This window comes from Hymenobacter sp. HD11105 (assembly GCF_054051685.1).
On record NZ_JBSWBR010000002.1, the window covers coordinates 877,404 to 892,695 of the forward strand.

Below are 15,292 nucleotides of genomic sequence, written 5' to 3' on the forward strand. Positions count from 1 at the left end.
GACGTTCCCAGTTCCCGTTGTTCTGAAATCTTCAGTTTTAAAAGACTAAAAACCATGAAACCAACTCGTACTCCGCTTTTCTGCCGCGTGGCTGCCGTAGGCGTGGGAACCTGGTTACTGTTGGCTGCGCCAGCCTTGGCCCAAACCACTACGCCCGCCCAGCCGCCTGCTGGCACCATGGCTGCCCCAGTGCCCAGCGGCCCCTGGACGCTACAGCGCGCCGTGGACTACGCCGTCCAAAACAACCTGACGGTGCGTCAGAGCATCTTGTCGTCGCAGCTTACAGATGCTGACCTGCGCCAGAGTCGGGCGGCCATGCTACCGACGGCCAATGCCAGTGGCACCCAGGTTTGGAACTACGGTACGAGTGTTAACCCGCTGACATTCGAATTCCAAAACCAGACGACGCGGGCCAATAACTTCTCGGCCAACTCGCAGCTTACCGTGTTTTCGGGTTTTCAGATTCGGAATACCATTAAGCGCAACGTGCTCGATTATCAGGCCAGCCTAGCCGACATCGAGCAGGCTCGCAACGACTTGTCGTTGGATGTAGCGGCGGCGTTTCTGCAGTTGGTGCTAAATCAGGAGCTGGTACGCACCAATGAGCTGCGCATGAACACCACCCAGCAGCAGGTAGATCGTACCAAGAAACTGCTCGCCGCAGGTAGCGTAGCCGAAAGCAATCTGCTCGATACGCAAGCCCAGCTGGCTTCCGACGAGTTGAACCTGGTGACGGCTCAAAATCAGCGCGATATTTCGCGCCTGCAGTTGGCTATCCTGCTCAATCTGGACCCCAACAGCGCAGCCAATTTGCAGATTCAAACGCCTGAGCTGCCCGATCCGGATGAGCAAGAACAGCTTTCCCTCGACCCAATCGGCGTGTATCAGACGGCCCAAGGGTTTCTACCTCAAGTGAAGGCCGCTGACCTACGCGTGCAAAGCTCCATTCGGGGCGTCGACATAGCCCGGGGGGCTTATTATCCGCGCCTGTTTTTCGGCGCCAGCGTCTTCTCCGGTTTCTCCTCGGCGCGGCAGTCACGCGTGCTTACCGGCGACTCTACCGACGCCGGCCGTCTGCCCGTGTTTCAGTTTGACCCCCTGACTGGGCAGCCGCAGCTTACAAACTTTGCTGTGCTCACACCCAGACAGCCTAGATTCAATGTTTTAGAACCCAACTTTAGCAACCAGCTGAAAGACAACCTGGGCCGGGCGCTGCAGTTTACGCTGCAAATCCCCATTCTAAACGGACTGCAGGTTCGCACCAATGTGCAGCGCTCCCAGATTGCAGTGAAGCAAGCCGAGTTGCGGGCAGCCCAAACCCGTTTGCAACTCCAACAAACCATTCAGCAGGCTTACGCCGACGCCGTGGCGGCTCAGCGCCGTTTTGGATCAGCCAAGCGGCAGGTAGAAGCGCTGAATACCGCGTACAAAAACGCCGAGATCCGCTTCAATAATGGTTTGCTTAACGGTACGGAGTTCAATATTGCTAAGAATAACCTCAACGGGGCCGAGTCGAGCATGATTCAGGCGAAGTACGAATTTATCTTCCGCCGCAAAGTGTTAGACTTCTACCAGGGCAACCCACTTACCCTGTAAACCCTGAGGCGAGTGGTGCAACCGGTGAAAAATGCCCCCCAGCGGTATTTAGAACCAAGCACTAATTCAGATTGCACTATACCATCGCGCCCTACGGCTGCTTCTTTGCTTATAATTCGATTTCTTTGCTTTCGCTTTCTCTCTTTCCCTTGCTGGAATTCTTTTTTCAAACATGAAAAATAACCGCTTACTGTACATTCTGCTGGGCGTACTGGTCATAATGATAACCGGTTTTGTAGTGGCCAAAAAGCAGGGTTGGATAGGCCAGCCGGCGGGAGTCGAGGTGATTACAGCTAAGGCCGGACCAGCCGATATCGTGGAGAAGGTGAGCGCCTCTGGGAAGCTGCAGCCCGAGACAGAAGTAAAAATTTCACCCGACGTATCCGGCGAAATCACGGAGCTATATGTAGCCGAAGGTGATTCAGTAAAAAAAGGCCAGCTATTGCTGCGTATCCGGCCTGATAACTATCTGGCTATGGTGAATATGCAGTCGGCTTCGGTAAATACTCAGCGTGCTAATGTGGGCCAGACCCAAGCCCGGTTGCAGCAGTTACTCGCCAACGCTAAGCAAACCGAACTGGCTTTTCGCCGCAACGCATCGCTGTACAAGCAAAAAGTGATTTCTCAAGCTGATTACGAGGCAAGTAAAGCCGCCTACGACGCCAGCCAGGAGGAAGTAAACAGTGCTCGTCAGAGCATCCGGGGAGCCCAGTCGGGCGTGGCAAGTGCCCAAGCTTCGCTGGATGAAGCCCGTCGCAACCTAGAGAAGACCACCATTTACGCGCCGGTAAGCGGCACTGTAAGCAAGCTCAATGTAGAGCGCGGCGAGCGGGTAGTGGGTACCTCGCAAATGGCGGGTACGGAAATCATGCGCATCGCCGACCTAAACTCGATGGAGGTGCGCGTAAACGTAAACGAAAACCAGATTATCGACGTGAACCTGGGCGACTCGGTAAACGTGGACGTGGATTCTTACGCAAACAAGGATGAGAAATTTCGGGGTATCGTAACTAGTGTGGCCAATACGGCCAAAGACGCGCTGACGGCCGAAGCCGTTACGGAGTTTGAGGTGCGTATCCGGATGTTGCCCGAGTCGTACCAGCACCTAGTACGCAAGGTAGGCGGCCGCACCATCGTGCCTTTCCGCCCTGGCATGACGGCCTCCGTCGACATCGTTACCGACCGTAAAAACGACGTTCTAAGCGTGCCGCTCAACGCCGTAACCACCAAAACAGATAGCACCGCTGCTGGGGCTGAGAAATCTAAAGGTCCTACGGTGCGCGTAGGCCGCGGTTCCAGAAGTGCGCCCGAGGAAACGGCCAAAACTGCGCCCACCGATGTGCAGGAGGTTGTGTTCGTAATTCGTGATGGCAAGGCTGTGATGGTGCCCGTTAAGACAGGTATTAGCGATATAACCAACATCGAAATTGTGAGTGGCCTGAAAGCGGGCGATGTAGTGGCCAGCGGCCCGTACGCTACGGTGCATAAGAAGCTGAAGGACGGCGCCATAGTAGTGGTAAAGGACGCCAAGACCATCAATAAAGCAGCTCTGAAAGAAGAGGTAGCTGATGCTAACTAAGGGACGTTAACAAGCCATTCGGCGAACGAATGAGAGGCTGGGGGGCATTTTTTGCACCGGCCTCTCATTTTTTTTGGCTAAACTCGGCCTTGCGAGAGGATTTTGCCCCCAGACCATTGCTTTCAGGCGGTGGTCCGGCTTGGGTTGTTCAAAAGAGTGAGGGCGCAATACCGTCTTCCTACAAGTTTATTTGGTGGAAAAAATAGCGATGATTGGCGGCGGCTCTTGGGCTACCGCACTAACGAAAATACTGTCGGAAAACGGGGCGCAGGTGGGCTGGTGGCTTCGCTCGAAAGACGATGTGCAACACTTGCTGCGCACGCGGCATAATCCGCGCTACCTCTCCTCGGTGGCTTTCGACTTGAGCCGCGTTTTTCCCTCCACCGACTTGAAGGAAGTGGTGGAAGAAGCCGACTGGCTGGTGCTGGCCGTGCCTGCGGCCTTTGTGCAGGGAGCGCTCGACAAACTTGACCGCGACGCTCTGCGCGATAAACGCGTCATTTCGGCCATCAAAGGCATGATTCCGGGCAAAAACGTGCTGGTAACGGACTACGTAGCCGAGCGCTTTCGGCTTGATGTGGAGCAGCTTGGCGTAGTGGCTGGCCCTTGCCACGCCGAGGAAGTGGCCCTCGAAAAACAAAGCTACCTCACCATCGGTGGCCCCGACCTGGAACTAGCTGAGGACTTCTGCCAGATGCTGCGCAACCGCTATGTGAAAGCGCACCCCGCTATCGACCTCGACGGCATTGAGTACTGTGCCGTCATGAAAAACATCATTGCGCTAACCTGCGGCATTGCCCACGGCTTGGGCTACGGCGACAACTTTCAGGCGGTGCTGGTGAGCAATGCTGTGCAGGAAATTCGCCGCTTTCTCTACGCCCTCAGCCCCAACCAGCGCGACCTCAGCGCCAGCGCCTACCTCGGCGACCTGCTAGTCACAGCTTACTCTCAGTTCTCCCGCAACCGCACCTTCGGCAACATGGTAGGCCGCGGCTACAGCGTAAAGTCGGCGCAGATGGAAATGAATATGGTGGCCGAGGGCTACTATGCTGTCAAGAGCATTTATGAGTTGAACAAGAAGCTAAAGGTGAGCATGCCCATCACCAACGCCGCTTATCACGTGCTCTACGAGAAGATTTCGCCAGCCGTGGAGCTGGAGATTCTGAAGGAGAAATTTAAATAAGATGAAGCTGGTGGCGGATTTACGGCTGAGTGTAGTAATGACAACAAAAATGAAAGGCATAGGGTAAAGTTATCTTACCGATGAATTAAACCAACATACAATATGGGAACCTGGGGCTACTACAACTTCGACAACGACGCAGCGGCCGACTTCGCCGCTGATTTTCGCGACAATCACAGTGAAGTAACCTTACTAGAAGCTTTGGTGGCCGTGGCTGAAGAAGAGGAAACGATTGAGGGCGATGCAGCCTGTGAAGCTTTAGCCGCCGCCGAAATTGTAGCGGCCATTTTGGGTAAGCCCTCCCGCGACTTCCCCGCCGACCTGATTCCCATTATTGTAAAGCTGGACGCCAGCGAAAGTGCCGATTTGCGCGATCTGGCGCAGCAGGCAGTGCAGGCTATTACCGCCAACTCTGAACTACAACAGATGTGGTCCAAGAATGAGGCTGCCGCCGATTGGCAGCAGGTACAGCAGGATCTGCTGCAGCGTCTAACCTAGGGTAGCGCATGAATTGGCTGTTGCTTGCCGTCATTACGGCCTTCTGTTTTGGCTTGTACAACTTCTTCATCAAACTCGCCTCAGGTAGTATTCACCAGATGGCCGGCGCTGTGCTTCTGCAACTTGTGGCGGCGGCGGTAGGGGGCATTTTGCTGCTTTATATCAAGACGTCGACCAAGCAAGTGGTGGGCATTACCCAAACGGGCGTGCTGTATTCCTGCTTGGCCGGTTTGAGTGTAGGATTAGCCGAAATCCTGACGTTTTATGTGTTCACGAAAGGCGCGCCCGCTTCTGTCGGAACGCCCGTGATTATCGGCGGCTCGGTGGTCGTAGCGGCCTTGCTAGGGTGGCTAATGCTACGCGAGCAGCTTTCGCTAGGCCAAGTGATGGGCGTAGGACTCATTGTAGTCGGCGTAGCTCTGTTAGCCCGCGGGCATTAACATTCTACATATTAACGATTCAGCTAAGCCAAAAGAACGTCATGCAGAGGCGGCGCCGAAGCATCTCGCGTGTTTAGCTGGAGTAGTAACTAGACATCAGCACGCGAAATGCTTCGGCTCCGCCTCTGCATGACGTTCTTTATTTAACAATTTGAACACAGCAGACGGCCAATCGCCGCCTTCTGCGGTTATAGTGCCACGCATCTGTTTTGAGGCTCTTGCCTTACTGATACGAGAGGAAATTAACCAGAACATACCCGCCCAATTTGCCCCCATGAAGCGTATTCAAGCCCAAGATATTGAGGCGATGGAAAAGATTTTCCGTCTCAATCTGATCAACTCAATCACTGGCTACAAGCCCGCTAACTTAGTCGGTACTGCCAATGCTGATGGCCACACTAATCTGGCTATTTATAGCTCCGTGGTGCATTTGGGCTCCAATCCGCCCTACATAGGTATTTTCACGCGTCCCACCAGCGTGGCACGTCATACTTACGACAACATAAAGGCCAGCGGCTGCTACACCATCAATCACGTGCACGCCGACTTTACAGCGGCCGCGCACTATACATCAGCTCCTTTCCCAGAGGACGAATCGGAGTTTGAAGCGTGCGGATTAGAGGCTGAGTTTCTCAATGATTTCCCCGCTCCATTCGTCCGCGAAAGCAAAATAAAAATTGGGCTGCGGCTGGTGGAGGAAATTCCAGTAAAAGCTACTGGTACTACGCTGCTGGTGGGCAAAGTGGAGGAAATATACCTGCCCGCTGAGCTACTCGCTGCCGATGGCTCTCTTAACCTGAACGGAGCGGACAGCGTGTGCCTTTCCGGCCTCGATACCTACCACACCGCACAGGAAATTGGCGCGTATGCGTACGCCCGGGTAGGCGAGGGGCCGCAGCCAAAATGAAGTATTAGGCCCGCTTTACACGGACACTAAGCCCAGTTTGGCCAGTTCTTCCCAAACCCGGTGCACTGGCAGGCCCATCACGTTGAAGTAGGAGCCTTCCAGCCGCGTGACGCCCACCATACCAACCCAATCCTGCGCGCCGTAAGCACCGGCTTTGTCTAGGGGGTGAAAGTTTCGCACGTAAAACTCAATTTCGGCGGGGGAGAGGGCGCGAAAGTGAACTTGAGTTTGATCGGAGAAGACAATGCGCTGACCGTTTCCGGTGAGTAGGCAAACGCCCGTAAACACATCATGGGCGCGGCCTTGCAGACGGGTGAGCATGTGTACGGCTTCAGCTTCGTCGGCGGGCTTATTGAGCACGTCGTTCTCTAGGCACACGATGGTGTCGGCGGTGAGCACCACTTCGTGGGGGGCTAAATCGGGGGCATAGGCGGCGGCTTTGTGGGCTGCCAAGTACTCGGCTACCTCGGCGCGGCGCAGGTGGTCGGGGTAGCTTTCATCCACTTCACGCAGCCGGATTTCGTAGTTTAAACCTAAATCAGTGAGAAGTTGACGCCGGCGAGGCGAGTTGGAGGCCAAAATGAGTTGCATACTATTCAAAACGATAAAGAATGAGGAATGAACAGAAGGATAATTCTTTACTCCTCAATCTTAACTCTTCATTAAGCAAAGCGTGAATGGGTGCGTAGCCTCGGCCTCGTGAATCGAAGAAAATAGGAAGCCGCCGATGGTTTTGGGATAGAAGAAAGTTGATTTGGGAGGCATTACGGCCCCGCTGTGGCAAACCCTTTCTACTTCGGCCATAGTTACTTCATTCGTAATGAAGGCGGCACGAGCTTCGCCGCGGTCTACGCGGGTTAGGCATTCGGTGAAGTTGCGCACGTAGGCTATGCCCGCCCACGACCGCTGCGCATCTGGCCCCACAATACCCAGCACACGCTCCAGTACAAAGTAGTGTAACACAGTTAGATCCAGAGCCTTCACTTCGGGCGTGGTGTCCCAAGCAAGCTGAGCGTGAACCTCTGGCCGCAGTCGAATTTTATAGGAATTGCCCCCCAGATACAATCCAAATGCCCAGGGCTTGCCAGCAATTATTTCAGGCAAATCGTAAGCGTCATCTTTGGGCAGCACGGTAAAGTAGGGCTCCAGACGCGCTATAAATTCGGCGTCGCTGAGGTTACCGGGCATGTCCAGCAACAGACGGTGCGTGGGCAAAATGCGTAAGTCGTTGGCCGCAGAATTGGTAAGGTACATCAAGTGATAATTCCACGGTTCCAGCCCTGTGGCTTGTGGGTTGGCGACTAGCCGAGCCTGCCGGTAAGCCAGCGAGCCCTCGTAGCGGTGGTGACCATCGGCCAGAATAACCTGCCGAGACGCAAGTACCTCCTGAAAGCGCTGAATAACAGCAGCATCTTGAATGACGGCCAGCACATCGCGGGCGCCCTGGTAGTCTTCCTCGGTTTGGTAAAGTGGGTCAAGCATGGCCTCGTCTAGGTAACGTTCGAGCTCAAAGGAGTCGTCGCGGTACAAGCCGTGGGTGGCGCTGGTTTGAAACTCAGTGCGGGCTAGCAACTCGGCGCGGTCGTTTACGGCCGAGGGGAGCGTGTTTTCGTGCCGCAGCACCACTTGCTCGGCCCAATCATAGGCCCGGATGTGGCACATAAAGCCTTTCCGGCAGTACTCTTGACTATTGCCCGGCAGCCGGAAGTATTGGTAGTAGGCATAAATACCGGGTAGTGCATCCTGGTGCAGCACACCTTTTGCCTGCCATTCAGCCAGCCGCAGCTTCGCTTCTCCAACGGCATCTACGCCCAACGGCACTGATAAATGAATGCTGTTTAAAGGGTTACGGTAAAGGGCCTCGCGTTGCTTCGTGGATACGACATCAAACAGGGGCGACACATACTCGTCAATATGCTGACTTAGCTGCGGATTGTAGCGCCAGCCGCGCACGGGTTGAATTTCAGCCACGGAAAAACATTTAACAATTATCAATTAGCAGTTAACAATCAACAATTAACATTCTTCATCCACCCGAACTGTCTGTTGTGCAGACAAGTACACGCAGTTAAAGAATGAATGTTGATTGTCAAATGTATTACGGGGCCAATCGGCTCCGCTGCCATTCATTGCCAACCCGCTCATATACAATCCGGTCGTGGAGGCGGCTAGGGCGGCCTTGCCAGAACTCGAGGCGGTCAGGGCGTAGAATAAATCCTCCCCAATGCGGCGGACGCGGCAAGGGATTAGCCCCAACAAAGCGTTCCTCTATTTCCCGTTCGCGCTGCTCCAGCACCTCCCGACTCTCAATCACCTGACTCTGCGGCGAAGCCCAGGCCCCCACCTGACTTTCGCGCGGCCGACTCTGGAAATACTCGTTGGAGAGGGTCTGGGGGGCTTTTTCTACGCGCCCTTCCACGCGCACCTGGCGCTCCAGGCCCGGCCAGAAAAAGTTGAGCGCGGCCAGTGGGTGCGCGGCTAGCTCCTGCCCCTTGCGGCTTTCGTAGTTTGTATAAAACAGAAATCCCGCATCCTCAGGCAGACCTTTGAGCAGCACCACGCGCGTAGTAGGTTGGCCATTGGCGCCTACGGTAGCTAAGGTCACTGCGGTGGGTTCATCAATTTGGGCCGCTATGGCCTCATCGAGCCAGGTACGGAACTGGCGCATAGCGTCGGGCTGCACATCGGCTTCGGTGAGGGTGCGCTGGGCGTAGGTTTTGCGCAGGTCGGCCAGTTGCAGGTCGGTCATTTTTTACTTAAATAAGTAGAAGATTAGGACGGGTATCGGGCTGCAAGGTAATACAAGCTACGCCGATCGGGAACCTGTACCACCCCGCACGACGTAAGGTAAGGAAGTAGCGCGGGTGGATATGTTGGCTAGCAGCTTAAACGTGTTACTGTTAAAATTTGCCCCCCAGCTTTCTCTTTTAGAGGATACTCCATTGGCCCACGCACTTCTTATATCATAGTACTTGTCATTATAAAATTATGCCCCAGCTTCGAAACGGCAGCCTGCTTATTTCCCAGCCTTTTCTGGGTGACCCAAATTTTGAGCGCAGCGTGGTGTTGCTATGCCGTCACACCGACGAGGAAGGCTCCTTTGGGCTGGTGCTAAACCGCGCCACCAATCTGCAACTCGGCGATGTGCTGGAGCTGCCCGGCGGTGATGCACTGCCCGCTGCTCACCTGCCTTTGGGCTTAGGTGGCCCCGTTCAGCCCGATACTCTGCACTACCTGCACCGACGGGCCGATGTGCCGGGGGCGATACCGCTTGGGCAGGATGTATACTGGGGCGGCGACTTCGAGGTACTGCTCGGGTTGCTGCTTAGCGGTGAAATAGGGGAGGAGGATGTGCGCCTGTACGCGGGCTATTCGGGTTGGACTGCCGACCAATTGGCGGAGGAGGTGCGGGAAAATGTTTGGATTGTGCACCCCAATGCTGCCGAGAAAGTATTTACTTTGGCTACTGATGCCTTCTGGCAGTCTATCCTGCGCGAAAAAGGTGGTCGTTATCGGGTTCTATCCAATTATCCCTCTGACCCGCGCCTGAATTAGCCCCCCACTGCTGCGCCCGCATTACTGTCGCCGCCGGCCTTTTCTTTTGTATGTATGCTACCTGATAACCACAACACCGACCCCCAACACTCCGATGACGCATCGGAGTCGCCGATGAGCATTCTGGAACGCCGCTTGGCTGAAATTCGCTCCAAAGAAGACCCAGCGGCCCAGCAAATGCCCCCCACGGATGCACCCGCACCGGCCGCCAACGTGCCCGCCGAAACGACTGCCGCTGCGCCCTCAACTACCATCAACGAGATAACCGAGCGTCCTGCCCAGGGCACGCCACCCATAGAAAATGCTCCCCAATCCGGTGCTGGCACGGCCGAAGCGCCCGCAGCAGCCGTGACGCCTACTCCGACTATTCCTGAGGCTGCTATTCCGGTGGCCGTAATTCCTACTGCCGACGAGGTAATATCGGAGCCGCTTGCTCGCGCAGAGGCTCATTATGGCCACTCGAATCCTGGGGTTGTATCCGCCACGCATTCTGATGCTCCCATTACCTCTACGCCCGAGGCTCTGTCTACGGGAGCTGAAGAAGTTGGTAGCAGTGTCCCCCAGGACTCCCAAAATGCCCCTCAAGCAGCCATTACTCCCGAGCCGGAGACCTTAACCGGACAGACAGCGGCTCCAGAGGAACCAGCGGAAGAAGCAGCTCCTATCATCGCACTGCGCTCAGCTGAGGACTTAGAAAATGCTCCCGATGTAGTTGCTTCACTGCCAACATCTGCCACGGTGTCAGCTGCTGTAGCGCATGAGGCCGCCGCTGCCCATGAGGGCGAGGAGGAAGAGGATCATGTGGCTGAACCCCTTGCTCCCGAATTCAGTAATCTCGATCTGGCGGCGCAAGCGACCTTTCTGCTAAATATGGTCCGCCGCCCCGATGCTCAGCGCAACCGCAAGCAGATCTCGGATCTTTATCGGCAATACGAAGCTACGTTGTCTGCCGACCGCCAGCGCCCCGACGCTGCTGCCGGCCCCGATGCAGAAGCTACCTACCAAGCTCCCGCAGACCACGCCGAACTGGTAAAGGCCATGCAGGAATTTCGTGAAAGCCGTGCCCGCGACGCTCGCGCCGAGGATGAGCAGCGCGCCAAAAACCTGGCTCACAAGCAGGAACTGCTGGCCCAGCTACGTTTATTGGTAGAGTCGGCTGAAACCAAGGACAGTTCAGCCAAAATCAAGACCCTGCAAAACGACTGGAAAACTACCGGTCCGGTACCTCAGAAGGATGCCCAGGAACTGTGGAACAGCTACCACGCCCTGCTTGATATCTATTATAATAACCGCGGTCTGTTCTTCGAGATGAAGGAACTGGACCGTCGTCGCAACCTCGAAGCTAAGGAGGCACTGGTGCGACGGGCCGAAGCGTTGAGCGAGCAGCAGAGCATTAATAAGGCCTTGCAGGAGTTGCGCCAACTGCACGAGGAGTGGAAGCATATTGGCCCCGTGCCCAACGAGCAGCGCGACCCCATTTGGCAACGTTTCCTGCAAGCCTCCGAGCAAGTACACGAGCGCAAGAAAAGCTTCTTGGATACCCGCTCTTCGCAGGAGAATGAAAATTTGACCCGCAAGACGGCTTTGCTCGAGCAAATCAAATCCTTCGGCGAATTCCAGACCGAGCGCGTGAATGAGTGGCGCAGCAAAACCGATGAGCTGCAAAAGCTGAAGGAGGAATGGGATGCCGCTGGCCTAGTGCCCCGCGACAAAGCCGACCAGCTTAATAAGCAGTTCTGGGGGGCATATAAGGGTTTTTTCCAGCGCAAAAATCAATTCTTCAAAGCTCTCGACGAAGAGAAAGGGCAGAACCTAAAGCGTAAGCTTGACCTGTGTGAGCAAGCCGAGGCCGCTTTGCAAAACCCGAACTGGGAAGAAGGCCGCGAAATCGTAATTCGCCTGCAGAAGGAGTGGAAGCTAATTGGGCGCGTGCCCGAGAAGCAATCGGATAAAGTGTGGAACCGTTTCCGCACCGCTTGCGACGCCTTCTTCGACCGCAAAAACCAAGAAACCAAGCAGCGAGAAGTGAAAGCCCAGCTAGTCTCACAGGAGCAAGCCGCCCACCTTGACCGCATAGCTGATACCGTAGCTGCGCTCAGCGTCGATAATCCGGGCACAATGGAAGGGTTCCGTGAGTATGTAGCCGAGTGGCGCGCCTCTGGTAACACCGGCGGGCCACGAGCTGAGGAGAAATTCCAGACGCTAATGGGCAAATACCTCGACACGGTACCTAACCTGCCCTATGCCGAGCGCAACGATTTGCTGTTTCAACTTCAAGTTGAACGCCTCAAAGCGGGACCCGATGCTCAACAAGCACTTTATAAAAAGGAGCAAGCTTTGCGTCGCGATATCAACGAGCTAGAAAACGACATCGCCACGTTACAGACTAACCTTGAGTTCTTTGCGCGTTCCAAAAACGCCAATCAGCTACGAGAAGAGTACCAAGGCCGCATCGATGAAGCTAAGTTGCGCATTGAGTCTTTGAAAAAACAATTAAAAATTGTGCGCTCATAGTTTGCAAAATGGGCGCAAGACACTAGTTTTGCGCCACCATTTCGCCTCCTTAGCTCAGCTGGTAGAGCAACTGACTTGTAATCAGTAGGTCGCTGGTTCGATCCCGGCAGGAGGCTCAAATGCCTGAAAGCCCCCCATACATCTCGTATGGGGGGCTTTTTTATTTCGCTGACAGTTTATAACAGAATAGGTTAAGACAGTTTTCTCTTTTCAGAGAAAACTCATTATTTGATACATCTGCCGGCAAAAGAAAAGGGCTACTGCCTAGCGTAAGTATGATCTGGATAGTGCGGCTTACCTATAACTTACATTTATCTAGGTGTACCTGAGGATAGGAGTGATAAGGGGAAAGAGAGGGTTAAAGAAGGCCGCTATAACACGAACAGAGTTATGATGGGGTAGCCCTCGGAGCTGAGCTACTACGATCTTTCAAGGCTGGTCTAGCATCTAATAGGAATAAGAAGAGAAATTCAAGAGCTACTTGTCAATTCACAACTGGCTAAACAGAGTTGTTACAACCCTGCACCTTGACCAGAATTTTGATTCTATTGACACTTTGTCGCCCTTTCATCCTGCCACCATAAGTCAACGGCTGATTTACCCTTTACATAGTGGGTTGTAGCGATAGCCAAGAGCGCAACAAAGCTATGTGTGGTAGAGAAGTATTAGGTTTTTTTATTTCCCCTAAGGAAAACCGGAGCTGTAGGCCGGAGTTGTGGGCTTTCATTCGTTTATTTCTCCGATCTTATATCCACGTAGGTATGATTGCGTAGCGCTATTCTACCTATGTATGTCCTAAAGACTATGAGTGAATGCGCCTGCGTACTGCTTATGTGCTATGTGGGACAAGTGCCATGTTCGTTTTTGCAGATTTGTCCGAGCCAACACGATGGGGTGTAAGAGTGGCAGTGAAGAACGACTAGTGTAGGCCGCAATGGCTTGTATTCGTGGGGATACTGGCATGGTGGCTTGGCAGATCATCCATATGATAGAGAGCACGGGTAGCAAAGCCAACAGGTACAGGGGAGGAAAGGGCATGGGAGAGTCACATAAGAAATGTAAAGTACAAAAAATGTCTCAGCATTGGCTATGCGGCGGTATCATAGGGCATCTTATTCGGCTTGGACTATAGTCTACGCAGAGTTTTGTAGATTAAGCAGGGGCTAACATTGTCGTGGTGCCTGGCAGGGCAGAAAGACGGCGTTTGTTTGTGCGGTAACACCGGGACGAGTACCTTCCGGGCCTATGAAAAAGCTACTCTTTCTACTAGGCTGCCTGCTAATGCTGGGCAACTTACCGGCGTGGGCGCAAGCCGAGACTGACATTGTGGTGGTGCGAATAGATATAGGGCTGCGGCGCATGATTCTTACCCGGGGGGAGGGTCAAAGTGAAGTGATGCCATTCAATGTCCGCTTTGGCGTCGATAAAGGGGCAGTGGATATCAACGAGGCCTACTATCGCCTCGTTAAGAAGCTCGGGCAGGAGGGCTATGTCATGCAGCAACGCTTGGATGGGGGCGATAGCTCGTCCACGCTGCTCTTCGTTAAGGCACCCAAACCATAATTAAGCCGTCAGCGAGCAGCAGGCTGAGCAGCATCACTACGGGCACGGTCGGAGTAGAGGGCAGTTACTTAGGCTTGAGTGGTATTATTTGGTGGGTACACCGGCGGCCGTGACAAAGTCTTAGGTGGAGCTCGGCAAAATATCAAAGCGCTCGTTTAAGGGATTCCAGGCCTTTTTAAATTCGGGGTTGAGCTCAGACAGAATCACGATGTAGCGGGCGCTACGACACCTGGCCAGCGCTATGCTATACCCGACCGGCGCATCATTTAGGTGGTAGATTCATGGAGAGCTGTAAACAGTAGATGGTAAAGGTGTTGCTACTGTTGAGCAAGAAACCTTTACCTTTCAGCATGAAGCTTGAGGATGAGGGGTTCCTATTTGTAAGACCGCCGTGGCGAATGATACTGTTGTGTACCTTTCTCGGCTTGTGTCTGTTGCTCCAATGTGTTTTCTAAGGAGGGATATAATTCTTAATTGAAAAATCAGGAGTTTAATGCTCTTTTAAGGTTGAGCTCCGTAAGCGTGCACATGAAAGATTTCACGTGGACATACACAATCTATAAGGCAGAAAAGAGCGGTGTCATTATCTGCGCCGTCTATGGCGTTTGCTTAGCCTGTTTGCTCTGGGAAGCGCGGCTACTCCTGTAGTCAATTGGCCGTTGGAAGCTCATGACTGCTCACCTCCTTACTGTGCGAAAGATGGCACACTACGAAACAGGCATCACCTGGCCTTGACAGGTGATGCCTGTTTCGCGCATCAGCACCCACTAGGGTTGGTTACGGCTTCTAGCCTTTGTGTTCGGCGATGCGGCCCTTCATAGTCGTGATAGCTTGCCCTGCTGCCGCCTCTGACATGTTTGGCAGGGCAGCTAATGCGGCCACCCGTTGCTTTTCAGTAAAAGCCTCATGTGTCAGTAAGTGCGTTATTTCTGCCTTCTGTTCAGCAGTTGCAGCGGCCGGAGTGGAGGCTTCGGGGGTTACCTGCATGATTACTTCAACTTCGGGCTCGCCCGGCTTATTCCTCTCAGCGCGACTCTCAGCTTTGCGAACTTCATCTGCGGAGGCAATACCTGATTCAATACCGATGCCTGCCATTGCTAAGGCCCGACCTACCGCGCTGGTTTCGGCGTTTTCTAGAGCGCTGGTGTTGTTAACTGCCCCGTATTTCTCGCTTTCCAGTTCCTGAGCGAGGCCGGTATAAGTATTAGACGTCTCGCCTTGGGTAAGGGTGAGGGTAGCCTTCACTACCCACATCTTGCGGGAGGCGAAGTAGCGATAGTCTGTCTCGATGCTGTACTCTCCCTCGAAATGGTGGGCTAGGTACAGGAGGCGGTCTTTGACCTCCACGTATTGTTTACCGCCTTTGGTGGCAACGGTTTTAAAGTTGTGGGTTGTGTGTTTCATAGAGGCAGTAAGGCAGAAATCAGGTAGAGAAGGGTACAGGCTAAGTAACGCTA

The 15,292-nt window shown here is 54.0% G+C and carries 13 protein-coding genes and 1 tRNA gene; 10 read left to right on the forward strand and 4 right to left on the reverse strand.

Features of this window, described 5'->3' with window-relative positions; genetic code table 11:
• Positions 1-54: 54 nt before the first annotated feature.
• The 6 genes from ACW9KT_RS09880 to ACW9KT_RS09905 all read left to right on the forward strand — a co-directional run bounded on the left by ACW9KT_RS09880 (position 55) and on the right by ACW9KT_RS09905 (position 6,203).
• Complete coding sequence (locus ACW9KT_RS09880; RefSeq protein WP_457079828.1) at positions 55-1,596, forward strand: TolC family protein; 1,542 nt, start codon at positions 55-57, stop codon at positions 1,594-1,596.
• A gap of 172 nt (positions 1,597-1,768) precedes the next feature.
• Complete coding sequence (locus ACW9KT_RS09885; RefSeq protein ID WP_457079830.1) at positions 1,769-3,175, forward strand: efflux RND transporter periplasmic adaptor subunit; 1,407 nt, start codon at positions 1,769-1,771, stop codon at positions 3,173-3,175.
• Positions 3,176-3,368: 193 nt separating this feature from the next.
• A complete protein-coding gene (locus ACW9KT_RS09890) occupies positions 3,369-4,358 on the forward strand; it encodes an NAD(P)H-dependent glycerol-3-phosphate dehydrogenase (protein WP_457079832.1) in 990 nt (329 codons plus the stop codon).
• A gap of 102 nt (positions 4,359-4,460) precedes the next feature.
• Positions 4,461-4,856: a DUF4259 domain-containing protein gene (locus tag ACW9KT_RS09895; protein ID WP_457079834.1), complete on the forward strand. Its 396-nt coding sequence runs from the start codon at positions 4,461-4,463 to the stop codon at positions 4,854-4,856.
• 8 nt (positions 4,857-4,864) lie between these two features.
• Positions 4,865-5,296 carry an EamA family transporter gene (locus ACW9KT_RS09900; RefSeq protein ID WP_457079836.1) on the forward strand — a complete coding sequence of 144 codons (432 nt, stop codon included), beginning with the start codon at positions 4,865-4,867 and terminating at the stop codon, positions 5,294-5,296.
• 274 nt (positions 5,297-5,570) lie between these two features.
• Positions 5,571-6,203, forward strand: coding sequence for a flavin reductase family protein (locus ACW9KT_RS09905; protein WP_457079838.1), 633 nt, complete (start codon positions 5,571-5,573; stop codon positions 6,201-6,203).
• A gap of 15 nt (positions 6,204-6,218) precedes the next feature.
• Here the strand turns inward: ACW9KT_RS09905 and ACW9KT_RS09910 are convergent, their stop codons facing one another.
• The 3 genes from ACW9KT_RS09910 to pdxH form a co-directional block, all read right to left on the reverse strand.
• Complete coding sequence (locus tag ACW9KT_RS09910; RefSeq protein WP_457079840.1) at positions 6,219-6,794, reverse strand: Maf family nucleotide pyrophosphatase; 576 nt, start codon at positions 6,792-6,794, stop codon at positions 6,219-6,221.
• 60 nt (positions 6,795-6,854) lie between these two features.
• Positions 6,855-8,174, reverse strand: a complete 1,320-nt coding sequence (locus tag ACW9KT_RS09915; RefSeq protein WP_457079841.1) for a DUF1015 domain-containing protein — start codon at positions 8,172-8,174, stop codon at positions 6,855-6,857.
• A gap of 127 nt (positions 8,175-8,301) precedes the next feature.
• A complete protein-coding gene (gene pdxH, locus ACW9KT_RS09920) occupies positions 8,302-8,952 on the reverse strand; it encodes a pyridoxamine 5'-phosphate oxidase (RefSeq protein WP_457079843.1) in 651 nt (216 codons plus the stop codon).
• 239 nt (positions 8,953-9,191) lie between these two features.
• Between pdxH and ACW9KT_RS09925 the strand changes: the two genes are divergently transcribed.
• The 4 genes from ACW9KT_RS09925 (at position 9,192) to ACW9KT_RS09940 (ending at position 13,835) form a co-directional block, all read left to right on the forward strand.
• A complete protein-coding gene (locus ACW9KT_RS09925) occupies positions 9,192-9,758 on the forward strand; it encodes a YqgE/AlgH family protein (protein ID WP_457079845.1) in 567 nt (188 codons plus the stop codon).
• Positions 9,759-9,812: 54 nt separating this feature from the next.
• Complete coding sequence (locus ACW9KT_RS09930; RefSeq protein WP_457079847.1) at positions 9,813-12,272, forward strand: DUF349 domain-containing protein; 2,460 nt, start codon at positions 9,813-9,815, stop codon at positions 12,270-12,272.
• Between the two features lie 43 nt (positions 12,273-12,315).
• Positions 12,316-12,388: transfer RNA gene (locus tag ACW9KT_RS09935), tRNA-Thr, on the forward strand.
• A gap of 1,129 nt (positions 12,389-13,517) precedes the next feature.
• Positions 13,518-13,835: a hypothetical protein gene (locus tag ACW9KT_RS09940; RefSeq protein ID WP_457079849.1), complete on the forward strand. Its 318-nt coding sequence runs from the start codon at positions 13,518-13,520 to the stop codon at positions 13,833-13,835.
• A 786-nt stretch (positions 13,836-14,621) separates the two neighbouring features.
• Here ACW9KT_RS09940 and ACW9KT_RS09945 read toward each other — a convergent pair.
• Complete coding sequence (locus tag ACW9KT_RS09945) at positions 14,622-15,239, reverse strand: hypothetical protein (protein ID WP_457079851.1); 618 nt, start codon at positions 15,237-15,239, stop codon at positions 14,622-14,624.
• Between the last annotated feature and the right edge of the window lie 53 nt (positions 15,240-15,292).

Bases quoted from the DNA above. Each gene is read 5' to 3' on its own strand.
- ACW9KT_RS09910 (WP_457079840.1), bottom strand. From the start codon at position 6,794: ATGCAACTCATTTTGGCCTCCAACTCGCCTCGCCGGCGTCAACTTCTC.
- ACW9KT_RS09940 (WP_457079849.1), top strand. From the start codon at position 13,518: ATGAAAAAGCTACTCTTTCTACTAGGCTGCCTGCTAATGCTGGGCAAC.
- ACW9KT_RS09925 (WP_457079845.1), top strand. From the start codon at position 9,192: ATGCCCCAGCTTCGAAACGGCAGCCTGCTTATTTCCCAGCCTTTTCTG.
- pdxH (WP_457079843.1), bottom strand. From the start codon at position 8,952: ATGACCGACCTGCAACTGGCCGACCTGCGCAAAACCTACGCCCAGCGC.
- ACW9KT_RS09930 (WP_457079847.1), top strand. From the start codon at position 9,813: ATGCTACCTGATAACCACAACACCGACCCCCAACACTCCGATGACGCA.
- ACW9KT_RS09895 (WP_457079834.1), top strand. From the start codon at position 4,461: ATGGGAACCTGGGGCTACTACAACTTCGACAACGACGCAGCGGCCGAC.
- ACW9KT_RS09885 (WP_457079830.1), top strand. From the start codon at position 1,769: ATGAAAAATAACCGCTTACTGTACATTCTGCTGGGCGTACTGGTCATA.
- ACW9KT_RS09880 (WP_457079828.1), top strand. From the start codon at position 55: ATGAAACCAACTCGTACTCCGCTTTTCTGCCGCGTGGCTGCCGTAGGC.
- ACW9KT_RS09900 (WP_457079836.1), top strand. From the start codon at position 4,865: ATGAATTGGCTGTTGCTTGCCGTCATTACGGCCTTCTGTTTTGGCTTG.
- ACW9KT_RS09905 (WP_457079838.1), top strand. From the start codon at position 5,571: ATGAAGCGTATTCAAGCCCAAGATATTGAGGCGATGGAAAAGATTTTC.
- ACW9KT_RS09945 (WP_457079851.1), bottom strand. From the start codon at position 15,239: ATGAAACACACAACCCACAACTTTAAAACCGTTGCCACCAAAGGCGGT.